Annotated in this window: 25 protein-coding genes; 16 read left to right on the top strand and 9 right to left on the bottom strand. The window is 72.1% G+C overall.

Translation table 11 applies throughout. The features are described from left to right. Positions 1–19: 19 nt before the first annotated feature. Complete coding sequence (gene msrA / locus ACULK4_RS15375; RefSeq protein WP_445966457.1) at positions 20–565, bottom strand: peptide-methionine (S)-S-oxide reductase MsrA; 546 nt, start codon at positions 563–565, stop codon at positions 20–22. Continuing rightward, positions 562–1,017, bottom strand: a complete 456-nt coding sequence (gene msrB / locus ACULK4_RS15370) for a peptide-methionine (R)-S-oxide reductase MsrB (RefSeq protein ID WP_445966456.1) — start codon at positions 1,015–1,017, stop codon at positions 562–564. Before msrB ends, msrA begins: the two co-directional genes overlap by 4 nt. 217 nt (positions 1,018–1,234) lie before the next feature. On the opposite strand from msrB, the gene ACULK4_RS15365 reads away from it, so the two are divergent. Both ACULK4_RS15365 and ACULK4_RS15360 read left to right on the top strand, forming a co-directional pair. Then, entirely contained in the window at positions 1,235–2,188 is a 954-nt protein-coding gene (locus tag ACULK4_RS15365; RefSeq protein ID WP_445966455.1) for a 5'-3' exonuclease, read from the top strand. A 71-nt stretch (positions 2,189–2,259) separates the two neighbouring features. Next, positions 2,260–2,781: a hypothetical protein gene (locus ACULK4_RS15360; RefSeq protein WP_445966454.1), complete on the top strand. Its 522-nt coding sequence runs from the start codon at positions 2,260–2,262 to the stop codon at positions 2,779–2,781. A gap of 13 nt (positions 2,782–2,794) precedes the next feature. Here the strand turns inward: ACULK4_RS15360 and ACULK4_RS15355 are convergent, their stop codons facing one another. Continuing rightward, a complete protein-coding gene (locus ACULK4_RS15355) occupies positions 2,795–3,286 on the bottom strand; it encodes an Asp23/Gls24 family envelope stress response protein (protein WP_445966453.1) in 492 nt (163 codons plus the stop codon). A 118-nt stretch (positions 3,287–3,404) separates the two neighbouring features. On the opposite strand from ACULK4_RS15355, the gene ACULK4_RS15350 reads away from it, so the two are divergent. Beyond that, on the top strand, positions 3,405–4,265 hold the full coding sequence (locus ACULK4_RS15350; protein ID WP_445966452.1) for an NAD-dependent epimerase/dehydratase family protein: 861 nt from the start codon (positions 3,405–3,407) through the stop codon (positions 4,263–4,265). A gap of 17 nt (positions 4,266–4,282) precedes the next feature. On the opposite strand, the gene ACULK4_RS15345 is transcribed toward ACULK4_RS15350, so the two are convergent. Beyond that, the gene (locus tag ACULK4_RS15345) at positions 4,283–5,305 is read right to left on the bottom strand and encodes a LacI family DNA-binding transcriptional regulator (protein ID WP_445966451.1); all 1,023 of its coding nucleotides are present in this window, start codon (positions 5,303–5,305) and stop codon (positions 4,283–4,285) included. 240 nt (positions 5,306–5,545) lie between these two features. On the opposite strand from ACULK4_RS15345, the gene ACULK4_RS15340 reads away from it, so the two are divergent. The 5 genes from ACULK4_RS15340 to ACULK4_RS15320 all read left to right on the top strand — a co-directional run bounded on the left by ACULK4_RS15340 (position 5,546) and on the right by ACULK4_RS15320 (position 10,311). After that, the gene (locus ACULK4_RS15340; protein ID WP_445966450.1) at positions 5,546–6,400 is read left to right on the top strand and encodes an ABC transporter substrate-binding protein; all 855 of its coding nucleotides are present in this window, start codon (positions 5,546–5,548) and stop codon (positions 6,398–6,400) included. Positions 6,401–6,487: 87 nt separating this feature from the next. After that, positions 6,488–7,279, top strand: a complete 792-nt coding sequence (locus ACULK4_RS15335) for an amino acid ABC transporter permease (protein WP_445966449.1) — start codon at positions 6,488–6,490, stop codon at positions 7,277–7,279. Beyond that, complete coding sequence (locus ACULK4_RS15330; RefSeq protein ID WP_445966448.1) at positions 7,276–8,046, top strand: amino acid ABC transporter ATP-binding protein; 771 nt, start codon at positions 7,276–7,278, stop codon at positions 8,044–8,046. The genes ACULK4_RS15335 and ACULK4_RS15330 overlap by 4 nt, the downstream gene beginning before the upstream one ends. Then, complete coding sequence (locus ACULK4_RS15325; RefSeq protein WP_445966447.1) at positions 8,046–9,098, top strand: Gfo/Idh/MocA family protein; 1,053 nt, start codon at positions 8,046–8,048, stop codon at positions 9,096–9,098. Before ACULK4_RS15330 ends, ACULK4_RS15325 begins: the two co-directional genes overlap by 1 nt. A gap of 40 nt (positions 9,099–9,138) precedes the next feature. Continuing rightward, on the top strand, positions 9,139–10,311 hold the full coding sequence (locus ACULK4_RS15320; protein WP_445966446.1) for an NAD(P)/FAD-dependent oxidoreductase: 1,173 nt from the start codon (positions 9,139–9,141) through the stop codon (positions 10,309–10,311). 80 nt (positions 10,312–10,391) lie between these two features. Here ACULK4_RS15320 and ACULK4_RS15315 read toward each other — a convergent pair whose 3' ends face one another. Then, positions 10,392–10,553, bottom strand: coding sequence for a hypothetical protein (locus ACULK4_RS15315; protein WP_445966445.1), 162 nt, complete (start codon positions 10,551–10,553; stop codon positions 10,392–10,394). Positions 10,554–10,834: 281 nt separating this feature from the next. Beyond that, positions 10,835–11,863: an NAD-dependent epimerase/dehydratase family protein gene (locus ACULK4_RS15310; protein WP_445966444.1), complete on the bottom strand. Its 1,029-nt coding sequence runs from the start codon at positions 11,861–11,863 to the stop codon at positions 10,835–10,837. Between the two features lie 236 nt (positions 11,864–12,099). Here ACULK4_RS15310 and ACULK4_RS15305 point away from each other — a divergent pair, with 236 nt between their 5' ends. Continuing rightward, complete coding sequence (locus tag ACULK4_RS15305) at positions 12,100–13,047, top strand: GlxA family transcriptional regulator (RefSeq protein WP_445966443.1); 948 nt, start codon at positions 12,100–12,102, stop codon at positions 13,045–13,047. A gap of 49 nt (positions 13,048–13,096) precedes the next feature. Here ACULK4_RS15305 and ACULK4_RS15300 read toward each other — a convergent pair whose 3' ends face one another. Continuing rightward, positions 13,097–13,615, bottom strand: a complete 519-nt coding sequence (locus tag ACULK4_RS15300) for a VanZ family protein (protein ID WP_445966442.1) — start codon at positions 13,613–13,615, stop codon at positions 13,097–13,099. A gap of 196 nt (positions 13,616–13,811) precedes the next feature. On the opposite strand from ACULK4_RS15300, the gene gap reads away from it, so the two are divergent. Further along, a complete protein-coding gene (gap, locus tag ACULK4_RS15295) occupies positions 13,812–14,810 on the top strand; it encodes a type I glyceraldehyde-3-phosphate dehydrogenase (protein ID WP_445966441.1) in 999 nt (332 codons plus the stop codon). A 79-nt stretch (positions 14,811–14,889) separates the two neighbouring features. Here the strand turns inward: gap and ACULK4_RS15290 are convergent, their stop codons facing one another. Then, entirely contained in the window at positions 14,890–15,582 is a 693-nt protein-coding gene (locus tag ACULK4_RS15290) for a DNA alkylation repair protein (protein ID WP_445966440.1), read from the bottom strand. Between the two features lie 139 nt (positions 15,583–15,721). On the opposite strand from ACULK4_RS15290, the gene ACULK4_RS15285 reads away from it, so the two are divergent. Then, a complete protein-coding gene (locus tag ACULK4_RS15285; protein WP_445966439.1) occupies positions 15,722–16,273 on the top strand; it encodes a dihydrofolate reductase family protein in 552 nt (183 codons plus the stop codon). Between the two features lie 479 nt (positions 16,274–16,752). Beyond that, positions 16,753–16,941, top strand: a complete 189-nt coding sequence (locus ACULK4_RS15280; RefSeq protein ID WP_445966438.1) for a hypothetical protein — start codon at positions 16,753–16,755, stop codon at positions 16,939–16,941. 9 nt (positions 16,942–16,950) lie between these two features. Here ACULK4_RS15280 and ACULK4_RS15275 read toward each other — a convergent pair whose 3' ends face one another. Beyond that, the gene (locus ACULK4_RS15275; protein WP_445966437.1) at positions 16,951–17,418 is read right to left on the bottom strand and encodes a hypothetical protein; all 468 of its coding nucleotides are present in this window, start codon (positions 17,416–17,418) and stop codon (positions 16,951–16,953) included. Positions 17,419–17,737: 319 nt separating this feature from the next. Here ACULK4_RS15275 and ACULK4_RS15270 point away from each other — a divergent pair, with 319 nt between their 5' ends. From ACULK4_RS15270 to panD, 4 genes are all read left to right on the top strand, one after another. Next, positions 17,738–19,114, top strand: a complete 1,377-nt coding sequence (locus tag ACULK4_RS15270; RefSeq protein ID WP_445966436.1) for a type I glutamate--ammonia ligase — start codon at positions 17,738–17,740, stop codon at positions 19,112–19,114. A 160-nt stretch (positions 19,115–19,274) separates the two neighbouring features. Next, positions 19,275–20,354 (top strand): fatty acid desaturase family protein, encoded by a 1,080-nt coding sequence (locus ACULK4_RS15265; RefSeq protein ID WP_445966435.1) that lies wholly within the window; start codon positions 19,275–19,277, stop codon positions 20,352–20,354. Positions 20,355–20,432: 78 nt separating this feature from the next. Then, entirely contained in the window at positions 20,433–20,660 is a 228-nt protein-coding gene (locus tag ACULK4_RS15260) for a hypothetical protein (protein WP_445966434.1), read from the top strand. Positions 20,661–20,807: 147 nt separating this feature from the next. Continuing rightward, the gene (gene panD, locus ACULK4_RS15255; RefSeq protein WP_445966433.1) at positions 20,808–21,236 is read left to right on the top strand and encodes an aspartate 1-decarboxylase; all 429 of its coding nucleotides are present in this window, start codon (positions 20,808–20,810) and stop codon (positions 21,234–21,236) included. The last annotated feature ends 14 nt before the right edge of the window (positions 21,237–21,250 follow it).

Below are 21,250 nucleotides of genomic sequence, written 5' to 3'. Positions count from 1 at the left end.
ACGGTAGCGTCGGCCGGGCTCAGCCCGCCTGTGCCGTGTCGCGCTTCGGCAGCTTCCAGTCGGGCCGCACGAAGTGGCACGTATAGCCCCACGGGATGCGCTGCAGGTAGTCCTGGTGCTCCGGCTCGGCCTCCCAGAACGCCCCTGCGGGCGCCACCTCGGTGACGACCGGCCCGGGCCAGATGCCCGACGCGTCGACATCCGCGATGGTGTCGATCGCCGTGTCGTGCTGGTCGGCGCTCGTCGGGTAGATCGCCGAGCGATAGCTCGTGCCGACGTCGTTGCCCTGCCGGTTCTTCGTGGTGGGGTCGTGGATCTGGAAGAAGAACTCCAGCAGCTCGCGGTAGCTCAGCTTCGCCGGGTCGAACACGACCTCGATGGCCTCGGCGTGGGTGCCGTGGTTGCGGTAGGTCGCGTTCGGGACGTCGCCGCCCGTGTAGCCGACGCGGGTGCCGAGCACGCCCGGCATCCTGCGGATCAGCTCCTCCATGCCCCAGAAGCAGCCGCCCGCGAGGACGGCGGTCTCGGCTCCGGGCAGGGTCGTGATGGTGCCGGGGGTGGTCATGCGGTCTCCTTCTGGAACAGGTGGCGGTACTCGCCGTAGCCCTCGGCCTCGAGGTCGTCGAGGTGCACGAAGCGCAGTGCGGCGGAGTTGATGCAATAGCGCAGGCCTCCGGCATCCGTCGGCCCGTCGTCGAAGACGTGCCCGAGGTGGCTGTCGGCGCCCGACGAGCGGACCTCGACGCGCTTCATGAAGAGCGAGCGGTCGACGTGCTCGGTGACCGCGGCGTCGTCGATGGGGCGGGTGAAACTCGGCCAGCCGGAACGGCTGTCGTACTTGTGCACGCTCGCGAACAGCGGCTGCCCCGACACGACGTCGACGTAGAGTCCCGGCTCGTGGTTGTTCCAGTACTCGTTGCGGAACGCCGGCTCGGTCGCGTCGTCCTGCGTGACCTTGCGCTGCAAGGGCGTGAGGCGATCGACGGCCTCGGGAGTGCTGCGGTAGTCGTGGGACACGGTTCCTCCTCCTTGACGCCATGGTCGCCGCCGGCTGCGGCGCCCGCATGCGACACCGGATGGCCCGGTGTCGTGGCGTCATCCGGGACAACAGGCGACCGAGCCGACCTGTTCCGCAGAATCCCCCTCGTGCCTGTGGGTCTCCTGTGAGCGTGACGAGGTGCGCGCAGCGCGTCTCGAGACCCCGCGCGTCACCCGGAGGTGACAGGATCACCCCATGGCCGATCGTCTGATGCTGCTCGACACCGCCTCGCTGTACTTCCGCGCGTTCTACGGCGTGCCCGACTCGATCCGGCGCGCCGACGGCACGCCCGTGAACGCGGTGCGAGGGCTGCTCGACATGATCGCCAGGCTCGTCACCGACTTCGAGCCGACGCACCTGGTCGCGTGCTGGGACGACGACTGGCGGCCGCAATGGCGGGTCGACCTGATCCCGAGCTACAAGGCGCACCGCGTCGAGCAGGTCGTGCCCGGCGGGCCCGACGTCGAGGAGGTGCCCGACCCGCTCGAGGCGCAGGTGCCGATGATCCGCGAGGTGCTGGGCCTGCTCGGCATCCCGGTCGTGGGCGTCGCCGAGCACGAGGCCGACGACGTGATCGGTTCGCTCGCGACGCAGGCGGCGATGCCGGTCGACGTGGTCACGGGCGATCGCGACCTGTTCCAGCTCGTCGACGACGAGTCGGGCGTCCGCGTGATCTACACGGCGCGCGGCATGAGCCGCCTCGAGCTCGTCACCGACGAGTGGGTGGTCGCGAAGTACGGCATCGAGGCATCGCAGTACGCCGACTTCTCGGTGCTGCGCGGCGATGCCTCCGACGGACTGCCCGGCGTCGCGGGCATCGGAGAGAAGACCGCGGCGGGCCTGCTCGGCGACTTCGGCTCGCTCGACGCGATGCTCGTGGTCGCGTCGGGTGACCCGGATGTCGCGGACGCCGCCCCGCGGATGTCGGCGACCATGCGCGCGAAGCTCGCGGGCGCCCACGACTACCTCGCGGTCGCGCCGCGCGTCGTGAACGTGGTGCGCGACCTCGACCTGCCGTCGGCCGACGAGCTCGGCGCCCGGATCGCCCCGGTCGTCGACGGCCGGCGCGACGCCGTGCTCGCCCTGGTCGACGAGTGGAACCTCGGCGGTGCCGTGACGCGCGTCCTCGCAGCACTGGATCGCGCCTGACGTCGTGGTGGGTCCGGCGCACACGGGCGCGTCCTGAGGGGACCGCTCGGCCCCGCGGCTAGCCTGCGGACATGAACCGGACCACTCGCACCGGCCCTGCGCCCGCCGTCACGCTCGGCGCGGGCGCACTCCTGCTCGCGGCCGTCCTCACCGGGTGCGCCGCCGAGGACCCCGACCCGACGACCACGCCCAGCGCGCCGCCCACGACGAGCGAGCCCGTCGAGACCACGCCCCCGCCGACCGAGACCGCTCCGCCCGCGACTCCCGAGGCCCGCGGTCCCGGCAGCCCGCTCGAGGCGGTCGACGCCTACGCACTGTGCCGCGCGCAGACGACGCGCTTCTACGGCGACCCCGGCCGCCTCGAGTTCGCTCCGTTCGGCGAGGCGACCGTGCTGCTCCGCGACGACGGCGACTGGTACGTCTACATGGAGGTGGACGACCCGAGCGCAGGGGACCTCGCTGAGGTGGCCGGCAGCGAGTGCATCGTCGGCGGCACCATCGGCGAACCCGACTGGGAGCTGTTCGGGTCCATCGCGCGCGAGTACGCCGACGAGTCGATCGCCGACTACAACCGCCCGCCCGCGCAGGAGTGACCCGCTCGCCCGCTCAGGTGGGGACGCCCGGCGGGATCGGCGCAGTCACGGGCAGCCAGTGCTCGGGTGCGGGAAGCGCGACCCCGCCCGAGGCCGCGACGATCACGATGAACGCGTAGATCGCCACGAGGATCGCGAGTCCGCCGAGCACCATCGCCGCCGGGACCGCCCACGACGTCGTCACGCCCTCGCGTCGGTACCGCGGCGCCGCCATACCCGCCACCCAGATCGCCGCGGCGCCGAAACCCGCGATCCACACGGTGCGCAGGGCGTCGCCCGCGAGCGGCGCGAAGATCGCGATGCCGAGGGCGCCGACGCCCATCAGCAGCGCCGCCCACGCGAACAGGCGGGCCATGCCGAGGCCGCCGACATCCGTCTGGTCCTGGAACCACGCGGTCGGGATCCCACTGCCGGGTTCCCCGCCCCGCGCCTCCTCCGCGCCCGGCGCCCCGCCCTCATCGCGCGGGTCGCGGTCGGAGGGCTCGCGGTCGGCCGGGTCGCTCATGCGTCGATCGTACGTGCGTGGGGCGCTCGCGGTGGCGTCACGGGGTGGACGGTGCCCCGGCGGCCGCCGGAGAATGGGGCGGGACCCGCCGGCGCCGACGGCGGACGAGGGGAGCGGCATGCCGAAGCGGATCTGCGTCACGGGAGCATCGGGCCTCGCCGGACGGGCGGTCGTCGCCGACCTGCTCGAGCACGGCTACGAGGTGCTCGCGACCGACGTGGTGCCGCCGTCGCCCCAGCTGCCCGCGAGGTGGTCGCGTCCGGACCTGACATACACGCAGGCCGACCTGACCGACTACGGCGACGCGTTCGAGGTGATCGCCGGCGTCGACGCGGTCGCGCACCTCGCCGCGATCCCCGCGCCGTCGATCTTCACGCCCGCGCGCACGCTGAACGTCAACAACGCCGTCAACTCGAACGTCTTCCTCGCCGCGGCCCAGGCGGGCGTCGAGCGGGTGGTCTGGGCGTCGAGCGAGACGACGCTCGGGCTCGACTTCGGTCCCGGCAACCTGCCCTGGTACCTCCCGCTCGACGAGGACCACTATCCGCGACCGACCTCGACGTACTCGCTGTCGAAGGTGCTCGGCGAGTCGATGGCCGAGCACGTCTCGGCGTGGTCGGGCATCCCGTTCGTCGCGCTGCGCTTCTCGAACGTCATCGACCCGGCGCGGTACGGCGAGTTCCCCGCCTTCGAGGAGGCGCCGGAGTCACGGCTGTTCAACGCCTTCGGCTACATCGACGTGCGGGATGCCGCGTCATCCGTTCGGCTGGGGCTCGAAGCCGAGGTCACGGGCGCCCGCAGCTACGTCATCGCGAACCGCGACACCGTGATGTCGCGGTCGACCGCCGCGCTCATCGAGGAGTTCTTCCCGGGCGTCGAGGTGCGGCGCGAACTGGGTGAGCACGAGTCGCTGTTCTCGACCGAGCGCGCGCACGTCGAACTCGGGTTCGAGCCGCGGCACGGATGGCGCGACGCGTAGGGTTCGCGTCCTCCGGATCAGTCTCGCGGCGGCGCGATCGACTCCCGCGCCACGAGTCGCTGCGGCAGCACGAGGTGCTCGGTCGGCGCGCCGTCGCCGGCGATGCGGCGGAGGAGGAGCCTCGCGGCCTCCGCGCCGATCTCGTGGATGGGCTGGGCCATCACGGTGAGCGCGGGGGCGGAGAGGCTCGTCCAGTCGGCGTCGTCGAACGCGACGAGCGAGACGTCGGCGGGGATCGACACGCCGAGGCCCCGCAGTTCGCGGAACGCGGCCTGCGCGATCAGGCTGTCGGACGCGACGATCGCGGTGATGCCCTCGTCGACGAGCCGGCGCACGATCGCGTCGACCCCGTCGCGACGTGCGTTGAGGCAGACGAACCGAGCGGGATCCTCGACGCCGGCCTCGGCGAGGGCTCCGACGAATCCGCTGACGCGATCGTCGACCGAGCTCGATCCGAGCCGATCGCCGACGCGGTACCCGGCTGCGTGTCCGATGGTCGACACGAACGCGATGCGCCGGTGCCCGGCATCCAGCAGCAGTCGGGTGAGCCGCCGTGAGCCCTCGAGGTTGTCGGCGACGACGGTGTCGACGTCGATGCCGTCGGCGACGCGGTCGAAGAGCACGAGGGGCCGGCCACGGTCGACCGCTTCGCGGAGGCTCGACGGGTCGGCTGTGGAGGCGGGGGCGACGAGGATCCCGTCGACCCGCTTCGCCAGGAGCACCGAGATCGCGTTCTCCTCGGCGAGGGCGTGCTCGTCGGAGTTCAGCAGGATGAGGTCGTAGCCGGCGGCCTTCGCGACATCCGCAGCACCCCTCGTCGCCTGGGCGAAGAAGGGGTTCTCGATGTCGCCGACGATGATGCCGATCGAGTTCGACCGCCCGGTGGTCATGGTCTTGGCGAGCGCGTTCGGGTGGTACCCGAGCTCTTCGGCCGCCGCATGCACGCGGTCGCGGACGGCTTCGCTGGCCGCGCCGTATCCCCCGAGGACGCGCGCGGCGGTCGCCTTCGACACCTTGGCCGCGGCGGCGACGTCGCTCACCGTGACCTCCCTTCGACCGTTGAGTGGGTCCACCGGCATTTCGAGATCTCCTCGGAAAAAATTGTTGACGGATGTCTCGAACGGCGGCTAGTGTGCCTGAAACGCATTGAGACCGGTCTCAATCTACGTGACTGAGACCGGTCTCAACAAGAGCCGGACGACAGAAGTCCGGATCGGCGTTCGCACGACGAACCACCGAAGCACCACCATCACCGCACATTCCGACACGAAGGAACCATCGTGAACCAGCGCACACTCCTCCGGCGCACGGCCGTCGCGGCCGTGGCCGCGGCGACCGCCCTCGTCCTCTCCGCCTGCGCCAGCGGCGCCTCCGGCAACTCGACCGGCGACGAGGCCGACGACAACCCGTACGGCCTGATCACGCCCGGCCAGATCCGCGTGGCGAGCCTCGGCGACGCCAAGCCCTACGCCTTCACCGACGAGGCCGGGGAGTTCACCGGGTTCGACATCGAGCTCTTCACGGACGTCGCCGGCCGTATCGGCATCGACGACGTCGTCTTCACCGGCCAGGACTTCTCGGGCCTCCTCGCAGCCGTCGCCAACGGCCAGTTCGACGTCGGCGTCGCCGCGATCGGCATCACCGAGGAGCGCGAGCAGACCGTCGACTTCTCCGACGGCTACCTCGCGGGGTACCTCACGGTCATGGCGGACCCCGAGGCGGGCATCGCCGACGAGGACGACCTGGCCGGCACCCGCCTCGGCGTCGTGCAGGGCACCCTGCAGGAGGCGTACGCGGTGAAGAACTTCACCGAGACCGAGCTCGTCCGCTTCCCCGACAACAACGCGGCCATCTCCGCGGTCAACTCGGGGTCCATCGACGCGCACTTCCTCGACTACGAGGCGGCCAAGGAATACGCCGAGCAGTACGGGCTGGTCAACGCGATCGACATCCCGTCGTTCGACGCCCCGGCGGGCTTCGCCATCGCGAAGGGCAAGCCGGAGTTCCAGGAGGCGCTCAACGAGGCCCTGCACGCGGCCATGGAGGACGGCACCTGGAAGGAGCTCTACGAGAAGTGGTTCCCGGGCTCGCCGATGCCCGACCAGTACCTCCCCTCGAGCGAGCAGGGCGAGTAGCCCGCAGCTCGCGTCCCGGTGCGGGTCGCCCCACAGCACTCGCGCGGCCCGCACCGGACCTTTCACCTCTGAACAACGGAGCACATCATGGACTGGCTCGACAACCTCGTCGCCACCTTCCTCGACTTCGACGCGATGTGGCAGGTGTTCCCGCAGCTGCTGGGCGTCGGGCTCGTGAACACCCTGGTGATCTCGATCGCGGCGACCGTCATCGGCGTCGTGCTCGGCATGATCATCGCGATCATGGGCATCTCCCGCTCGCGCTGGCTGCGCGTGCCCGCCCGGATCTACACCGACGTCTTCCGCGGCCTGCCCGCGATCCTGACCATCCTGCTGATCGGCCAGGGCTTCGCCCGCATGAGCCAGCAGGTCTTCGGCCCGTCGCCGTACCCGCTGGGCATCCTCGCCCTGAGCCTGATCGCGTCCGCGTACATCGGCGAGATCTTCCGCGCCGGCATCCAGAGCGTCGACCGCGGCCAGCTCGAGGCGTGCCGCGCGCTCGGCATGAGCTACGGAAACGCCATGCGCCTGGTCGTCGTGCCGCAGGGCGTGCGCCGCGTTCTCCCGGCGCTGGTGAACCAGTTCATCGCGATCGTGAAGGACTCCAGCCTGGTCTACTTCCTCGGCCTGCTCGTGTCCGAGCGTGAGCTGTTCCGGGTCGGACAGGACGCCGCGGTCCTCACCGGGAACCTGTCGCCGCTGGTCATGGCCGGCCTGTTCTACCTGGTCATCACGGTGCCGCTGACCCACCTCGTGAACTACTTCGACGACCGGTTCCGCACCGGACGCCGCAAGCCCACCCCGCCCAAGAGCGGCCTCGACGAGGTCGAGGAGCAGCGGGCCACGCCGGTCTCGCTCACCTACGGAGAGAACTCATGACCTACACCTCGCCCGTGCCCGTCACCGACGGCCACCTCTACACCGGCTCCAGCCTCGAACTGCGCGGCCTGACCATGGCCTACGGCGACATCGAGGTGCTCCGCGACGTGTCCCTCGAAGTCGCCCCGGGCACCACCACCTGCATCATCGGCCCGTCCGGCTCCGGCAAGTCGACCCTGCTGCGCGGCGTGAACCGGCTCCACGAGCCCAGCCGCGGCGACGTGCTCCTCGCGGGCGAGAGCGTGCTCTCGCAGAAGCCCGACGTGGTCCGCCGCCGGATCGGCCTGGTGTTCCAGCACTTCAACCTCTTCCCCGACCACACCGCACTCGAGAACGTCGCGCTCGCGCTTCGCAACGTCAAGCGCCTCTCCAGGGCCGAGGCGAACCGCGTCGCGCACGAACGCCTCGCCGAGGTCGGCCTGGCCGACCGCGCCGACCATCGGCCGCGGGACCTGTCCGGCGGGCAGCAGCAACGCGTCGCGATCGCCCGCGCCCTCGCCATGGAGCCCGAGGTCATGCTCTTCGACGAGGCCACCAGCGCCCTCGACCCCGAGCTCGTCAAGGGCGTGCTGAACCTCATGGCCGGCCTCGCGCAACGCGGCATGACCATGCTCGTCGTCACCCACGAGATGGGCTTCGCCCGCAAGGTCGCCGACCAGGTCGTCTTCATGGACGAAGGCCAGGTCGTCGAGCACGGCCACCCCGACGACCTCTTCGACCGCCCCCAGAGCCCCCGCCTGCGCCGCTTCCTCAGCGAGGTGCTCTGATGACGGATGCCGCACGCCGGCCGATCCGCACCGCCGTCATCGGCTTCGGAACCAGCGGTCGGGTCTTCCACGCCCCGTTCCTCGATGCCGACCCCGCCTACTCGCTCGACGTGATCGTCACGGGCGACCCGTCGCGTCGCGCGGCCGCCGAGGCGCGGCATCCGTCGGCAGCGACCGTCGCGACGATCGACGACCTGTGGGCGGCCGCCGACCGGATCGACCTCGTCGTCGTGGGCTCGCCGAGCGGCACGCACGCCGGCCTCGCCCGCGCGGCGCTCGACGCCGGACTCGACGTGGTCGTGGACAAGCCGTTCGCCGTGACGGCGGACGAGGGACGAGGGCTCATCGAGCAGGCCGATCGCCTGGGCCGCGTCCTCACCGTGTTCCAGAACCGGCGCTGGGACGGGGACTTCCTCACCGTGCGACGGCTCGTCGAAGCCGGCGAGCTCGGCGAGGTGCACCGGTTCGAGTCGCGGTTCGAGTGGTGGAAGCCGAAGCCGCCCGCCTCGTGGAAGACCGAGGCCACCCCGGCGGAGGGCGGCGGGATCCTGTACGACCTCGGCACCCACCTCATCGACCAGGCGGTCCGGCTCTTCGGTCCCGTCGCCGACCGGACCGCCGAGATCGAGCGGCGGCGCCCCGGCGCAGCAGCCGACGACGACGTGTTCGTCGCGCTGCGGCACGAGTCCGGCGTGCGCTCGCACCTCTGGATGAACGCGGTCGCTCCCGTCTTCGGCCCGCGCTTCCACGTGCTCGGCTCGCGCGCCGGGTACACGAGCTGGGGCCTCGACGGCCAGGAGCCCGCGCTCATCGCCGGCGCCCTGCCGACCGACCCCGGATTCGGCGAGACGCCGGAGGCCCGCTGGGGCGTGGTCGGCGTCGACGGCGCCTCCCGCCGCGTGCCGACCGAGCGCGGCCACTACGGGGAGTTCTACCGCATCCTCGCCGCTGCGATCCGCGAGGGGGCACCGGTGCCGGTCGATCCGGCCGACGCGGTCGACGTGCTCGAGCTCATCGAGCAGGCGCACGCCGCGGCATCCGTCACCGCCTGACGGCGCATACATCGAGAACACGAGTAAGGAAAGCAGAACCATGTCTGGAACCGGATCCACGAACGTCGTCGTCATCGGCGGCGGCATCCTCGGCGCGTCGACCGCCGCGCACCTCGCGCGCGGCGGCGCCCGGGTGACGCTGGTCACCGCCGGATCGCTCGCCGACGGCGCATCCGGGCGCTCGATCGCCTGGCTGAACTCGTCCGGCGACCGCTCGCCGGCCTACCACTACCTGCGACTGATCGCGCTCGACCGCTACCGCACGTGGAGCGCACGCCGTCCGGAGAGCCGCGCATACCTGCGCTTCGACGGTGCGATGAAGTGGGCGGGGCCGGGCGAGAGCTTCCGCGAGACGTTCGCGTTCGAGCGAGCCGGCGGGTACGACGCCGTCTGGGTCGACCGCGCCGACGTGGCGCGCGTCGCGCCTGACGTGGACGCCGAGGCCGTGGCGGACGAGGGCGCGATCTTCAACGCCGGGGAGGGCTGGGTGAACCTGCCCGACCTCATCGCGGTGCTGGTCGAGGAGGCCGTGGCCGACGGCGCGCGCGTGATCGAGGACTCCGGCGAGGCGCGCGTCGAGGTGCAGGACGGTGTGGCGACCGGGGTGATCCTGGGCGACGGGACGCGCGTGCCGGCCGAGCGGGTGGTGCTCGCGACGGGCGGAGCGGTCCCGGGGCAGCTCGCCGCGCTGGGCGTGACCGTCCCCGATGCCACGCCCGCGGCCTTCGTGCTGTTCACCGATCCGGTCGACGTCGACGTGAGGACCGTGCTCAACACTCCCCGCGTGGCCGTGCGGCCGACCCCCGACGGCAGGCTCGTGCTCGACGCCGACTGGGCGGAGAAGTCGATCGCCGTCGGCGATGACGGGTCGATCACGGTCCCCGAGGAGACCGTGCAGGGCCTGCTCGACGCGGCGTCGCAGGTGCTCGCCGGGAACCCGCGGTTGACCGCGCAGCGGGTCGGCGCCGGATTGAAGCCGATCCCCGGCGACGGCGAGCCGGTCGTGGGAGCCGTTCCCTCGATCGCCGGCCTGTACACGTTGTTCACCCACTCGGGTGCGACGCTCGGGCTGGTGCTCGGCGAGCTGCTCGCCGAGGAGATCCTCACCGGGGCGACCTCGCCGGTGCTGGCGTCGTTCGGCCTCGACCGGTTCGGCGACGCCACGATGCCCGACGCCGTGGGCATCGGGGCCTGGGCGCCCGTGTCGGCCTGAGACCGCACAGTGCGCCGCGGATCCGCCCTGCCGGGCGGGCCGCGGCGTGCCTGTTCGCGCGTGCCTGCTCGGGCGCTCGACTACTCGGGCGCGCTCGAGGCCTCCGGGTCCTCCTCGGGCTCGAACGTGTTCTTCTCGCCCGAGACGCCGACGCCCACGCCGTCGGGCGTGTCGGGGATGGTGCCCTCCGAGCCGCGGCCGTCGTCCTCGGCGGATTCCTCGCGAGGTGGGATGTCGCTCATGGTCCGCTCCTCTCCGTGAACACTCCACGGTTGCAGCATCCGCGCTCCGCGGCCAGCGGTTGACACACCGCATGCCCGTCGCCGACGGTCGGATCGGAGCGGGACTCGTCGGCGCGGCGGAGGTCCCCCCCGGGACGTCACCCAGTGCGCAGCCGGCCAGCCGGCAATCGACAGAGCCATCCGACCCCGGGCCCAGAAGGCAACGCATGCCGCGGGCCGATCGCCCCGCGGCGAGACGGGGAGCGTCAACATGGCACGCGTCAATGGCAAGGTCGCACCCATCAGCGCACGAGGCCGAGGTCGATCAGGCTCCGCGCCGAGGCGAGCACGGCCTCCTCGCGGGGCCGGGGGGTCCAGCCGAGCATGCGGGTCGCCTTCTCGTGCGACGCGTCGACGCGGCGGCCGAGCTCGCCGGCCATGGTGCGGAACTCACTGCTGAACAGGGCGCCGGTGCGCACGACCCAGTCGGGGAGCACCCTCGTGGTCGCGCGCCGCGCCCGGTCGCCGAACTCGGCGCGCAGCAGCGCCGACAGCTCGGCGTACTCGAACGCGTCGCCAGAGACGGCGAGGTATCGCTCGCCCGTGGCATCCGGATGCCGCATCGCGCGCACGTGCAGGTCGGCGACGTCCCGCACGTCTACAGCGTTGACGGAGCCGCGCGGCACGGCCGGGTAGCGACCGTTCAGGAGGGCGAGGAGCAGTTCGAGGGACGCCGACAGGTCGGTGCCGATCGCTGGGCCGAAGACGCCGACGGGATTCACCGTCGTGAGCTCGAGGTCACCGCCCTCGCGGCCGACGAAGTCCCACGCGGCGCGCTCGGCGAGGGTCTTCGACCGCACGTACGGCGTGATGTCGGGGGCCTCGGGGTCGGTCCAGTCCGCCTCGGTGTAGCGCCGGCCGGGATGCGGGCGGCCGTACCCGATCGCCGCGAACGACGACGTCTGCACCACCCTGCGAACGCCCGCGTCGCGCGCAGCGCGCAGCACCCGCAGGGCACCCTCGCGGGCGGGCGCGATGAGCTCGTCCTCGTCCTTCGGCTGGCGGACCGGGAACGGCGACGCCACGTGCAGCACGTGCGTCGCGCCGTCCACCGCCGCGGGCCATCCGGCGTCGTCGAGCAGGTCGGCGGTCGCGATCTCGAGACCGGCGGGGTCGGCGCCGCCCTGCCGCACCAAGTCGCGCAGGTCGTCCGCCCGTTCGGGGCGCCGCACGGTCGCGCGCACCCGCGCACCGTCGGCGAACAGCCGCACGATGCAGTGCACCGCGACGAACCCCGTTCCGCCCGTGACCAGGACCAGTTCGTCGTCCATGCGCACCTCCGGATCGGACTCTACCCCGCCGACCGGAGGCGGCGACCGGCCGCGGTGAGGGTGACGACATGAGCGGAACGGATGCCGCGGCATCCACTGCCCGCATCGCCACGCTCACGCCCGGGTGGTGGCCGCGCGCGGGGTGACGTCGGTGGGGTCTCGAGACGCTCGCTGCGCTCGCTCCTCGACCGGCACAGGCGGTGCGCGATCCTTGCGGTCGGTGGCATCCTTGCCACATGACGCGGAGGAACCACCGGATCGCGGTGCTCGTGCTCGAGGGTGCGAAGCCGCTCGACGTCGGCATCCCGGCGCAGATCTTCACGACGCGGGCGAGCATGCCGTACGAGGTGCGCGTGTGCGGCGCCCACCCGGGACCCGTGACCGGCGGCGACGGCCTGTCGTACCACGTGGCCGACGGGCTCGAGGCGTTCGCGTGGGCCGAGACGATCTTCATCCCCGGCTACCGGCACCCCGACCGCGACGATCCGCCGGCCGCCGTGGTCGACGCGCTGCGCACCGCGCACGAGCGGGGCGCCCGGCTCGCGGCGATCTCCACGGGCGCATTCGCGCTCGCGGCGACGGGCCTGCTCGACGGGCGACGGGCCACGACGCACTGGCACTACACGCGCGCGCTCAGGGAGCGGCATCCGCTCGTGGACGTCGACGAGAACGTGCTGTTCGTCGACGAGGGGCAGGTGCTGACGTCGGCGGGCGCGGCATCCGGCATCGACCTCTGCCTGCACCTCGTGCGGCGCGACCACGGCGTCGCGGTGTCGAACCACGCGGCCCGGAGGCTCGTCGCAGCCCCCTACCGAAGCGGCGGGCAGGCGCAGTACGTGCCGCGCGCGCTGCCCGAACCGCTCGGCGACGTGTTCGCCGCGACGCGGCAGTGGGCGCTCGAGCACCTGCAGGAGCCGCTCACGCTCGACGATCTCGCGCGCAACGCGACCGTGTCGCCGCGCACGTTCTCGCGGCGGTTCGTGGAAGACACCGGCTACACGCCCATGCAGTGGATCCTGCGGGCGCGCATCGACCTCGCGCGCGAGCTGCTCGAGCGCACCGACCTCGGGGTCGAGCAGGTCGCCGCGGAGGTCGGGCTCGGCACGGGCGCGAACCTGCGGCTGCACTTCCAGCGGATCCTCGGCACGTCGCCGAGCGAGTACCGGCACACCTTCGCCGCGTAGGCGGGGGCCAGGGCCGGGGCCGGCGCGGGCAGGCCCGAGCGTGATGGGGTCAGTGCCCCGCGCGGCTCGCGGTGAGCTCACCCGTCCGACGGGCGTCGCGGGCGCTCGACGGGACCGGTCGGGACGGCGCGGCCGGCTGCGGACGCAGCACCCGGCTCGTCAGGCGGAGCACCGCATCGACGGTGCGCGCTGCGATCACGCCGATGAGGGCGCCGGCCGCGTTCGCGACGAGGTCCCGCGGATCGGAGATGCGGTCGGACATCGGGATCTGTGCGAGCTCGATGGCGAGGCTGAACCCTGCGGCCATCATCACCGGCACCACGAACGACACACCGCGCAGGGAGAACGCGAGGAGCGCACCGAGGGGGACGAACATGACGATGTTGAGCATCAACTCGGTCTGGAGGCCGGCCGTCCACGTCGACGGCTCGAACCAGAGCCGCCAGTCGAGCACACCCCTCGGCGACTGGTTGCCGAGGCCCGCGCGCGGCACGGAGCCGAGGGTCGCCCAGAGCACGAGGCCCGCGTAGAGGAACAGCAGGACGGCGGCGGCTCGGGACGGGCGCATGCGATCCATCGTGGCGACCCAGCCTGAACCCTGCCTCCGAACCGCCTTTGCGCAGCCCATGCAGTCTCGCGTTATTGGCGAGATCCTTTCGCACGCTGTCTTGCGAGCCACTCGTGCGAGCGGATGCCGCGCACGAGAGTGGGTGGCGGAAACCTCGCGGTGCCGCCTGCCGCGAGCCGAGAAAGGAACCATCCGCATGACCCGCATCGCCGTCAACGGATTCGGCCGCATCGGCCGCAACGTCGTCCGCGCGCTCATCGAGCGCGACGCCGACTTCGAACTGGTCGCGGTGAACGACCTCACCGAGCCCGCCGCGCTCGCGCGCCTGCTGAAGTACGACACCGTCGGCGGCCGCTTCGGCCGACCGGTCGAGGTCGACGGCGACGTGCTCGTCATCGACGGCCACCGCGTGAAGGTGCTCGCCGAGCGCGACCCCGCGAAGCTCCCCTGGGGCGAGCTCGACGTCGACCTCGTGCTCGAGTCGACCGGCCGCTTCACCGACGCCGAGGCCGCACGCGCACACCTCGCCGCCGGCGCGAAGAAGGTGCTCGTGAGCGCCCCGTCGAAGGGCGCGGACGTGACGCTCGCCTACGGCGTCAACACCGACGCGTACGACCCCGCGTCGCACACGATCGTCTCGAACGCGTCGTGCACGACCAACGCGCTCGCGCCGCTCGCGAAGGTGCTCGACGACCTCGCCGGCATCGAGCACGGCTTCATGACCACGATCCACGCGTACACGCAGGACCAGAACCTGCAGGACGCGCCCCACTCGGACGCCCGCCGCGCCCGCGCCGCCGCCGAGAACATCGTGCCGTCGTCGACGGGCGCCGCGAAGGCGATCGGCCTGGTGCTGCCGGGCCTCGACGGCAAGCTCAACGGCGACTCGATGCGCGTGCCCGTGCCGGTCGGCTCGATCGTCGAGCTCAATGCGACCGTGTCGAAGGAGGTCACGCGTGACGAGGTGCTCGCCGCCTACCGCGCCGCCGCCGAGGGTCCGCTCGCGGGCGTGCTCGAGTACTCCGAGGAGCCGCTCGTCTCGAGCGACATCGTCGGCAACCCGCACTCGTCGATCTTCGACGCCGACCTCACCCGCGTCGACGGCAAGCACGTCAAGGTCGTCGCCTGGTACGACAACGAGTGGGGCTTCTCGAACCGCGTGATCGACACGCTGGGACTGCTCGCGAAGGCCTGACGCATCGCCTGATCGCGAGAACGGATGTCGCGCCGGTGGGGGAGTGGAGCCCCCGCCGGCGCGATTCGCGTCTCACGGGCTATGCCGTGCCGAGCGGATGCCGCGTGCCGGGCGGGAGCTTCTCGACGGCCGCGCGCAGCATGGCACGCGGCATCCGCTCGGCGTTGACGTCGAGGAACGCGACGAGCCCGTCGGGGTCGACCGCCCCGACGTGCCGGAGCGCGATGCCGACGGGCTTCGCGACGACCGGGTCCGGATCGTCGAGCAGGAGCGCGGCGAGCCGGTAGAGGTCGGCGAGCGCGCCGGCGTCGCGGGCGCGCACGAACGCGAGCGGCGCGGTCATCGCGGTGCGGCGGCGCAGCGGGTCGGATGCCGCGGCGAGCTCGAACAGCGGGTCGCGCGGCCGGGTGAGGAGGTACTCGCCGATCACGCGCGGGGCGGCGCGGTCGACCATGTCCCACGTGTCGATGCGGTCGTGCCGACGCAGGTAGAGCTCGTAGCGCTCGCGTCGGACGTCGTCGCCGGGCGGCCTGCCGCGCACGGCGAAGTCCATGACGCAGAACGCCGCCAGGCGCGGCTCGTACTCGCGCTCGTCGAGCAGCCGGTCGACCTCGTCGACGGGCATCGCCGCATGCTGCTTCGTGATGTCGAACAGCTCGCCCATCCGCACGCCGAGCACGCCGCCGTCGCCGTGGTAGTGCTTCTGCGGGTGCGGGTCGGGCCGGGCTGCGGCGCGGAGTTCGGCGAGGAGCTCGCGGGCGGTCCCTGGCATGCGGTCAGGCTACTGCGGTCGCTGAACGACTCGCCCGCCGGAAACGGATCTCGGGCGCGTGTCGATCTGCGCCGATCCCGTTCGACGTCCAGAGTGAGGGCGGATGTGCCGCCCCGATCGACCCGGACAGGAGACCACCATGCGCACCCTCATCGTCACCGAGTTCATCACCCTCGACGGCATCGTCGACTCGCCCGGCGGCGGCGACCACCCGCGCGCGGGCTGGACCTTCACGGAGGTCCCGCACGTCGAGGAGATGTACGAGATCAAGGGCCGCGAGCAGGACGAGGCCGACGCACTGCTCCTCGGCCGCGTGAGCTACGACGAGTTCGCCCCGGTGTGGCCGACGATGGACGAGTTCGCCGAGTACAACGCGATGCCGAAGTACGTCGTCTCGACGACGTTGACCGACCCCGAGTGGAACAACACGACCGTGCTGCGCTCGCTCGACGAGGTCGCCGCGCTCAAGCAGGCGGATGGCGCGAACATCCTCGTGCACGCGAGCCCCACGCTCGCGCAGGGCCTCGCCGAGGCGGGCCTCGTCGACCGGTACCACCTGCTCGTGTTCCCGGTCGCGCTCGGCGAGGGCAAGCGGCTCTTCAACGGTCGCGAGCAGGGTTCGCTCAAGCTCGTCGAGCACGAGGCGTACTCGAACGGGGTCGTCAAGCAGGTCTTCGACGTCGTCCGATGAGCGAACGGAAGCCGCGTCCCGCCTCCGACGACGGCAGCGTGCTCCGGTCGAAACTCGGACGTGACGGGCAGCTCCCGCGCTTCGATACCGTCGGCACGTGACAGTACGGCCGGACGAGGACGAGGACGAGGACGCGACGAGCGCGGCGTGGGCGTACTGGCTCGGGCTGGCGATGGCCGGTCCGTTCGCGCTCTCCGGCCCTGATGCTGCGGGGCAGCAGCGACCGGCGGCTGTAGTGGGATCCGCCGATCGGCGACGGTGCGGTCGGGTGCGCGATCGGGCTGGGCATGACCGTCGTGGGCATCGCGGTCCTGTCGATCGCGCTCAGCGTGTTCGCGGCGTCCTGGCTGCTGCCGGTCGGTTCCGCGATCGCCGCATCGAGCTGATGGGTTGGCAGCGGGCCGGTGGGAGCGGTATCTTCCTCTGCACCGGTTGACGACGGCGTCATGATCGCTCCGAGAGACCGAGAAGAGGAGACCATGATCTACGAAGACCGGGATCGCCTGAAGCGCGCGCTCCAGGCGACCACTGAAGGCCGGCACCGCGAGGTCGAGCTCGACGAAGCCGCACGCGAGTGCGCCGAGGCCCTGCTCACCGGGTCCATCGACCTGGCGCAGGTGCACGCGCAGCGCTACTCCGAGCTGAAGGGCGCACCCGCGAGCGCCTGAGCGTCAGCGTCAGTGGTAGTGCGAGGTCCGCTTCTTGGGCGAGAAGTCGACCTTGCTGACCTCTTCGAGCACCTGGTGCGCCCGTTCGGCGGCGCGGGAGGCGAGCTCCGCGGCATCCTTCGCCTGCGTCGATCGCGTCGTCGCGACGCGGCTGCCGATGTCGTCGAGCAGCGACCCGATGAGGTGCGCGAGTCCGTCGCGCAGCTCGGCCAGGTTGGTGTTGTCGATCAGGAGGCGCCGATCGGCCGTGCGCAGCGTCACGGCCTGGTAGCCCGCCTCGGTGAGGCGGTCGTCGACGTCGGATGCCGCGAGGAGGTCGAGTTCCTGCTGGAGCGGACGTCGCGTGAACACGGCGGTGACCGTGTACCGTTCGGGCGCCTCGAGCGTGCCGAGCGTCGACGGGAGGTCGTTGACGAGGATGTGATCCACCGCGAAGGGCTCGAACGACTCGGGGGCCGGCGCGGCGGGGGCGGTCATCGGGGTGCCGATGTGCGCGCGCCCGAGGCGGGGCGGCCCCAAGCGGAGGCCACGCTGGTCATCCAGCGCGACGGGCGCCCCGCGGACGCGGTGTACGCGTCCCAGAAGTGTTCGAAGCGGAGCTGGTCGTCGTCGGCGACGCTCCGGCCGGCGACTCGCGGTCCCGGCTGGTCGTGTGTTCTCATGACCGGAGCGTACGCCTCGGACATGTGGGGTCTCACAGTCTTCGCGAGCCGTCCGGAGCGCAGCCGGTGCATACTGAACCGGACGCCCGGCGACACCCTCCGCGGGCGCGGGCGGCGGCGGAAGGAGAGTCGGAATGAACGGTTCCGTCCGCTTCGACGACATCCGTGCCCTGCTCGTCTCGCACATCGACAACGCCGGGATCTCGCGCGTCAAGGTGCTGCCGCACCGTCGGCTGCTGTCGGCGAGCACGCACGGCGCGACGATCTCGCACAGCGCGGGCCTCCTGTTCTCGGTCGACGACCACCTCAACGCCACCGACGCGCTCGACCCGGTCGTCGGCGACCTCCGCGGCATCGCCGACCTCTCCGCCCTGGCCGTGCTCGACGCGGAGGCGGGCCTCGCGTGGGCGCCGGCCGACCTGTACTCGCTCGACGGCACCGCGCACCCCGCGTGCCCGCGCACCGCGCTGCGGCGGGTCGTCGACGACGCGGCCGATGCGCGGTTCGAGTTCCGGGTCGGGTTCGAGCTCGAGTGCACCGTGTTCCGCGGGGCGACGGATGCCGCGGCATCCGTCGTCGACCCCCGGCGGACCGAGGCCCACCCCGAGCCGGCGACCTCGGGCCCCGGATACTCGACGCGGGCCGTGCTCGAGGCCGAGGCGTTCGCGTTCGCCGCGCTCGCCGCGCTCGAGGTCGCGGGCGTGCCCGTCGACCAGATGCACCCCGAGTTCGGGCCCGGCCAACTCGAGTTCGCGTTCGCGCCGCGTGACCCCATCACCGCGGTCGACCAGCTCGCGCTCGCGCGCATCGTGCTCACCAGGGTCGCGAACGCGCACGGCCTGCGGGTCTCGTTCGCGCCCGTGCCGATCGCGGGCGGCGCGACGAACGGATGCCACGTGCACCTGTCGGCCACGCGCGACGGACGCAACGTGTTCGCGCCCGACGCGCCCGGCCCGCACGGCGTCGGCGCCGACGGCGGACGCATGATCGCCGGAATCCTCGACCGCCTCGACGAGACCGTCGCGCTGCTCGGCGGGAGCGTGCTCTCGTTCACCCGACTGCGCCCGCACACCTGGGCCGGCGCCCACGTGTGCTGGGGCCCGGCGAACCGGGAGGCCGCGATCCGATACCTGCGCGGGCAGGCCGGCCACGGTGCCGAGCAGGCCAACATCGAGGTCAAGCCGACGGACGGCGCAGCCAACCCGTACCTCGCGGTCGCCGCGATCCTCGCGGCCGCCGTCGACGGGGTCGTGCGCGATGCGGCGCCGCCCGAGCCGGTCACCGTCGACCCGAGCACGCTGACGGTCGCGGAACGGCGGGCCGCCGGCATCCGTTCGCTGCCCGCCGATCTCGGGGCGGCACTGCAGGCGCTCGACGCGAGCGCCTTCTCCCGCGGCGTGCTCGGCGACGTGCTGGTCGACGCGTACGTCGCGACGCGTCGCCACGAGTGGGAGGCCTACGGGGCACTCGACGCGGCGGCGGTGGCCGACGTGGTGCGCTGGCGGTACTGAACGGGCGCGTCCTCGGCCCGCCGGATACTGAGAGTTTCTCGGGTTTCCGTCGTCGGCGACCGCCGCGAGCGTAGCCTGAAGTTGGCGGATCATCCACGCCGGCCGACGTGATTCAGGGGTCTCGCCCACGCACGAGGACGTGCGGGGAAGCAGGTCGATCATGACCGGAGCATCGAACATCGTCGCCGAGCGTGTCGCACCGAACAGCGACTTCACGGACCTGGCCCGCCTGGTCAAGTCGTCCGGGCTCATGCGGCGGCGCTACGGGTACTACTGGACCAAGCTCAGCGCCGTGCCGCTGGCCTTCGCCGCCGCCATCGTCGCGTTCATCTGGATCGGCGACACGTGGTGGCAGATGTTCACCGCGGTCGGCTTCGCCGTGCTGTTCACGCAGACCGCGATGCTCGGGCACGACGCCGCGCACCGCCAGATCTTCCGCTCCGGGCGGTGGAACGACTGGATCAGCCTCGTCATCGGCGACTTCTTCGTCGGCATGAGCTACGGCTGGTGGCAGCACAAGCACACGCGGCACCACGCGAACCCGAACCAGCTCGGCGCCGACCCCGACATCGAACTGCCCGTCATCGCCGTCACGCCCGACCGCGCTGCGAAGGCGCGCACGCCGCTGGTGCGGTGGATCATGTCGCACCAGGGCGCGTTCTTCTTCCCGATCCTGCTGTTCGAGGGGCTCTCGCTGCACGCCTCGAGCGTGCGCCGCGTGTTCCAGCGGGAACCCGTGCAGCGGCGCCCGGTCGAGATCGCGTTCCTGGCCGTGCGCATCGTCGGGTACCTCGTGCTCGTGTTCCTCGTGCTCTCGCCGGGCGTCGCCGCCGCATTCCTCGGGGTGCAGCTGGGGCTCTTCGGCGTCTACATGGGCATGGCGTTCGCGCCGAACCACAAGGGGATGCCGCTCGTGCCGAAGGGCGCGCGGCTCGACTTCCTCCGCCGCCAGGTGCTCATGAGCCGCAACATCCGCGGCAACCGGGTGCTGGACTTCGCGATGGGCGGCCTCAACTACCAGATCGAGCACCACCTCTTCCCGTCGATGCCCCGCCCGCACCTGCGGCGTGCCGCCCCGCTCATCGCGGCATATTGCCGCGAGCGTGGCGTGCCGTACACCGTCACGGGGCTGTGGCAGAGCTACGGGATCGTGCTGCGCTACATCAACCGCGTCGGGCTCGGTGAACGCGACCCGTTCGTGTGCCCGCTGGTCGAGCAGCGGGCGTGCCTCACGCGCTGAGCGGATTCCGCGGGCCTTTCGCCCGTGCGCGGCGCGGTGCGCGGGCGTAGCCTGACGGCAGGTGCAGGGGAGGTCGTCATGACCGACGAACGGGAACCGGGCGAGACTGGGCCCGTGGAGGCGTGGGACGACGAGGGCGGCGCCGCCGAGCCCGACGAGGTGCCCGAGAAGGCGCCCGACGTGGCGCCCGACGACGAGGCGCAGGACAGGGTGGATCGCTCCAAGCGGTGGTCCGACGAGCGGACCGGGCACTGGCACGGCGCGGGGTCCTCCGACGTGCCGGCGGGGCGCGCCGACGAGGAGTGACCGGCGAGCGGGCGAGAACCAGAAGGTCGACGTGACGACGTGAGGGCGCGATCCGGTGCGCCTCGAGGAGGAGCGGACGGCCCGGGCGTTCGTCGGATCGTGACGCGGCCGGCGCCCGTCTGCTCGCGTTCCCGGCATCATCGGAGGATGACCCGCTTCCACCGCACGATGCTGAAGTCGAAGATCCACCGCGCGACCGTCACGCATGCCGACCTGCACTACGTCGGCTCGATCACGGTCGATGCCGACCTGCTCGAGGCGGCCGACCTCCTGCCCGGCGAACTCGTCGCGGTCGTGAACATCAACACGGGCGACCGGTTCGAGACGTACGCGATCGCCGGCGAGCGCGGCTCCGGCGTCATCGGCATCAACGGCGCGGCGGCGCGCCTCGCCGCGGTCGGCGACGTGGTCATCGTGATCTCGTGGGCCTCGGTCGAGTCGACGGATGCCGCGGCGTTCGCGCCGCGCATCGTGCACGTCGACGGGGCGAACCGCATCGTCGAGCTCGGCGCCGACCCGGCGGCCGCCGTGCTCGAGGGAGTGGCGACCGCGCCGCACGCCGTGGTCGCGGGGTGACCCGCGCCGAGTTC

It is taken from the genome of Agromyces selenitireducens, from assembly GCF_052748465.2.
This window is presented reverse-complemented; position numbering and strand designations above follow the sequence as displayed.

Excerpts from the sequence above, each read along its gene's own strand:
- msrA (WP_445966457.1), bottom strand. The coding sequence starts at position 565 with ATGACCACCCCCGGCACCATCACGACCCTGCCCGGAGCCGAGACCGCC.
- ACULK4_RS15365 (WP_445966455.1), top strand. The coding sequence starts at position 1,235 with ATGGCCGATCGTCTGATGCTGCTCGACACCGCCTCGCTGTACTTCCGC.
- ACULK4_RS15360 (WP_445966454.1), top strand. The coding sequence starts at position 2,260 with ATGAACCGGACCACTCGCACCGGCCCTGCGCCCGCCGTCACGCTCGGC.
- ACULK4_RS15355 (WP_445966453.1), bottom strand. The coding sequence starts at position 3,286 with ATGAGCGACCCGGCCGACCGCGAGCCCTCCGACCGCGACCCGCGCGAT.
- ACULK4_RS15350 (WP_445966452.1), top strand. The coding sequence starts at position 3,405 with ATGCCGAAGCGGATCTGCGTCACGGGAGCATCGGGCCTCGCCGGACGG.
- ACULK4_RS15335 (WP_445966449.1), top strand. The coding sequence starts at position 6,488 with ATGGACTGGCTCGACAACCTCGTCGCCACCTTCCTCGACTTCGACGCG.
- ACULK4_RS15330 (WP_445966448.1), top strand. The coding sequence starts at position 7,276 with ATGACCTACACCTCGCCCGTGCCCGTCACCGACGGCCACCTCTACACC.
- ACULK4_RS15325 (WP_445966447.1), top strand. The coding sequence starts at position 8,046 with ATGACGGATGCCGCACGCCGGCCGATCCGCACCGCCGTCATCGGCTTC.
- ACULK4_RS15320 (WP_445966446.1), top strand. The coding sequence starts at position 9,139 with ATGTCTGGAACCGGATCCACGAACGTCGTCGTCATCGGCGGCGGCATC.
- ACULK4_RS15315 (WP_445966445.1), bottom strand. The coding sequence starts at position 10,553 with ATGAGCGACATCCCACCTCGCGAGGAATCCGCCGAGGACGACGGCCGC.
- ACULK4_RS15310 (WP_445966444.1), bottom strand. The coding sequence starts at position 11,863 with ATGGACGACGAACTGGTCCTGGTCACGGGCGGAACGGGGTTCGTCGCG.
- ACULK4_RS15305 (WP_445966443.1), top strand. The coding sequence starts at position 12,100 with ATGACGCGGAGGAACCACCGGATCGCGGTGCTCGTGCTCGAGGGTGCG.
- ACULK4_RS15300 (WP_445966442.1), bottom strand. The coding sequence starts at position 13,615 with ATGCGCCCGTCCCGAGCCGCCGCCGTCCTGCTGTTCCTCTACGCGGGC.
- gap (WP_445966441.1), top strand. The coding sequence starts at position 13,812 with ATGACCCGCATCGCCGTCAACGGATTCGGCCGCATCGGCCGCAACGTC.
- ACULK4_RS15290 (WP_445966440.1), bottom strand. The coding sequence starts at position 15,582 with ATGCCAGGGACCGCCCGCGAGCTCCTCGCCGAACTCCGCGCCGCAGCC.
- ACULK4_RS15285 (WP_445966439.1), top strand. The coding sequence starts at position 15,722 with ATGCGCACCCTCATCGTCACCGAGTTCATCACCCTCGACGGCATCGTC.
- ACULK4_RS15280 (WP_445966438.1), top strand. The coding sequence starts at position 16,753 with ATGATCTACGAAGACCGGGATCGCCTGAAGCGCGCGCTCCAGGCGACC.
- ACULK4_RS15275 (WP_445966437.1), bottom strand. The coding sequence starts at position 17,418 with ATGACCGCCCCCGCCGCGCCGGCCCCCGAGTCGTTCGAGCCCTTCGCG.
- ACULK4_RS15270 (WP_445966436.1), top strand. The coding sequence starts at position 17,738 with ATGAACGGTTCCGTCCGCTTCGACGACATCCGTGCCCTGCTCGTCTCG.
- ACULK4_RS15265 (WP_445966435.1), top strand. The coding sequence starts at position 19,275 with ATGACCGGAGCATCGAACATCGTCGCCGAGCGTGTCGCACCGAACAGC.
- ACULK4_RS15260 (WP_445966434.1), top strand. The coding sequence starts at position 20,433 with ATGACCGACGAACGGGAACCGGGCGAGACTGGGCCCGTGGAGGCGTGG.
- panD (WP_445966433.1), top strand. The coding sequence starts at position 20,808 with ATGACCCGCTTCCACCGCACGATGCTGAAGTCGAAGATCCACCGCGCG.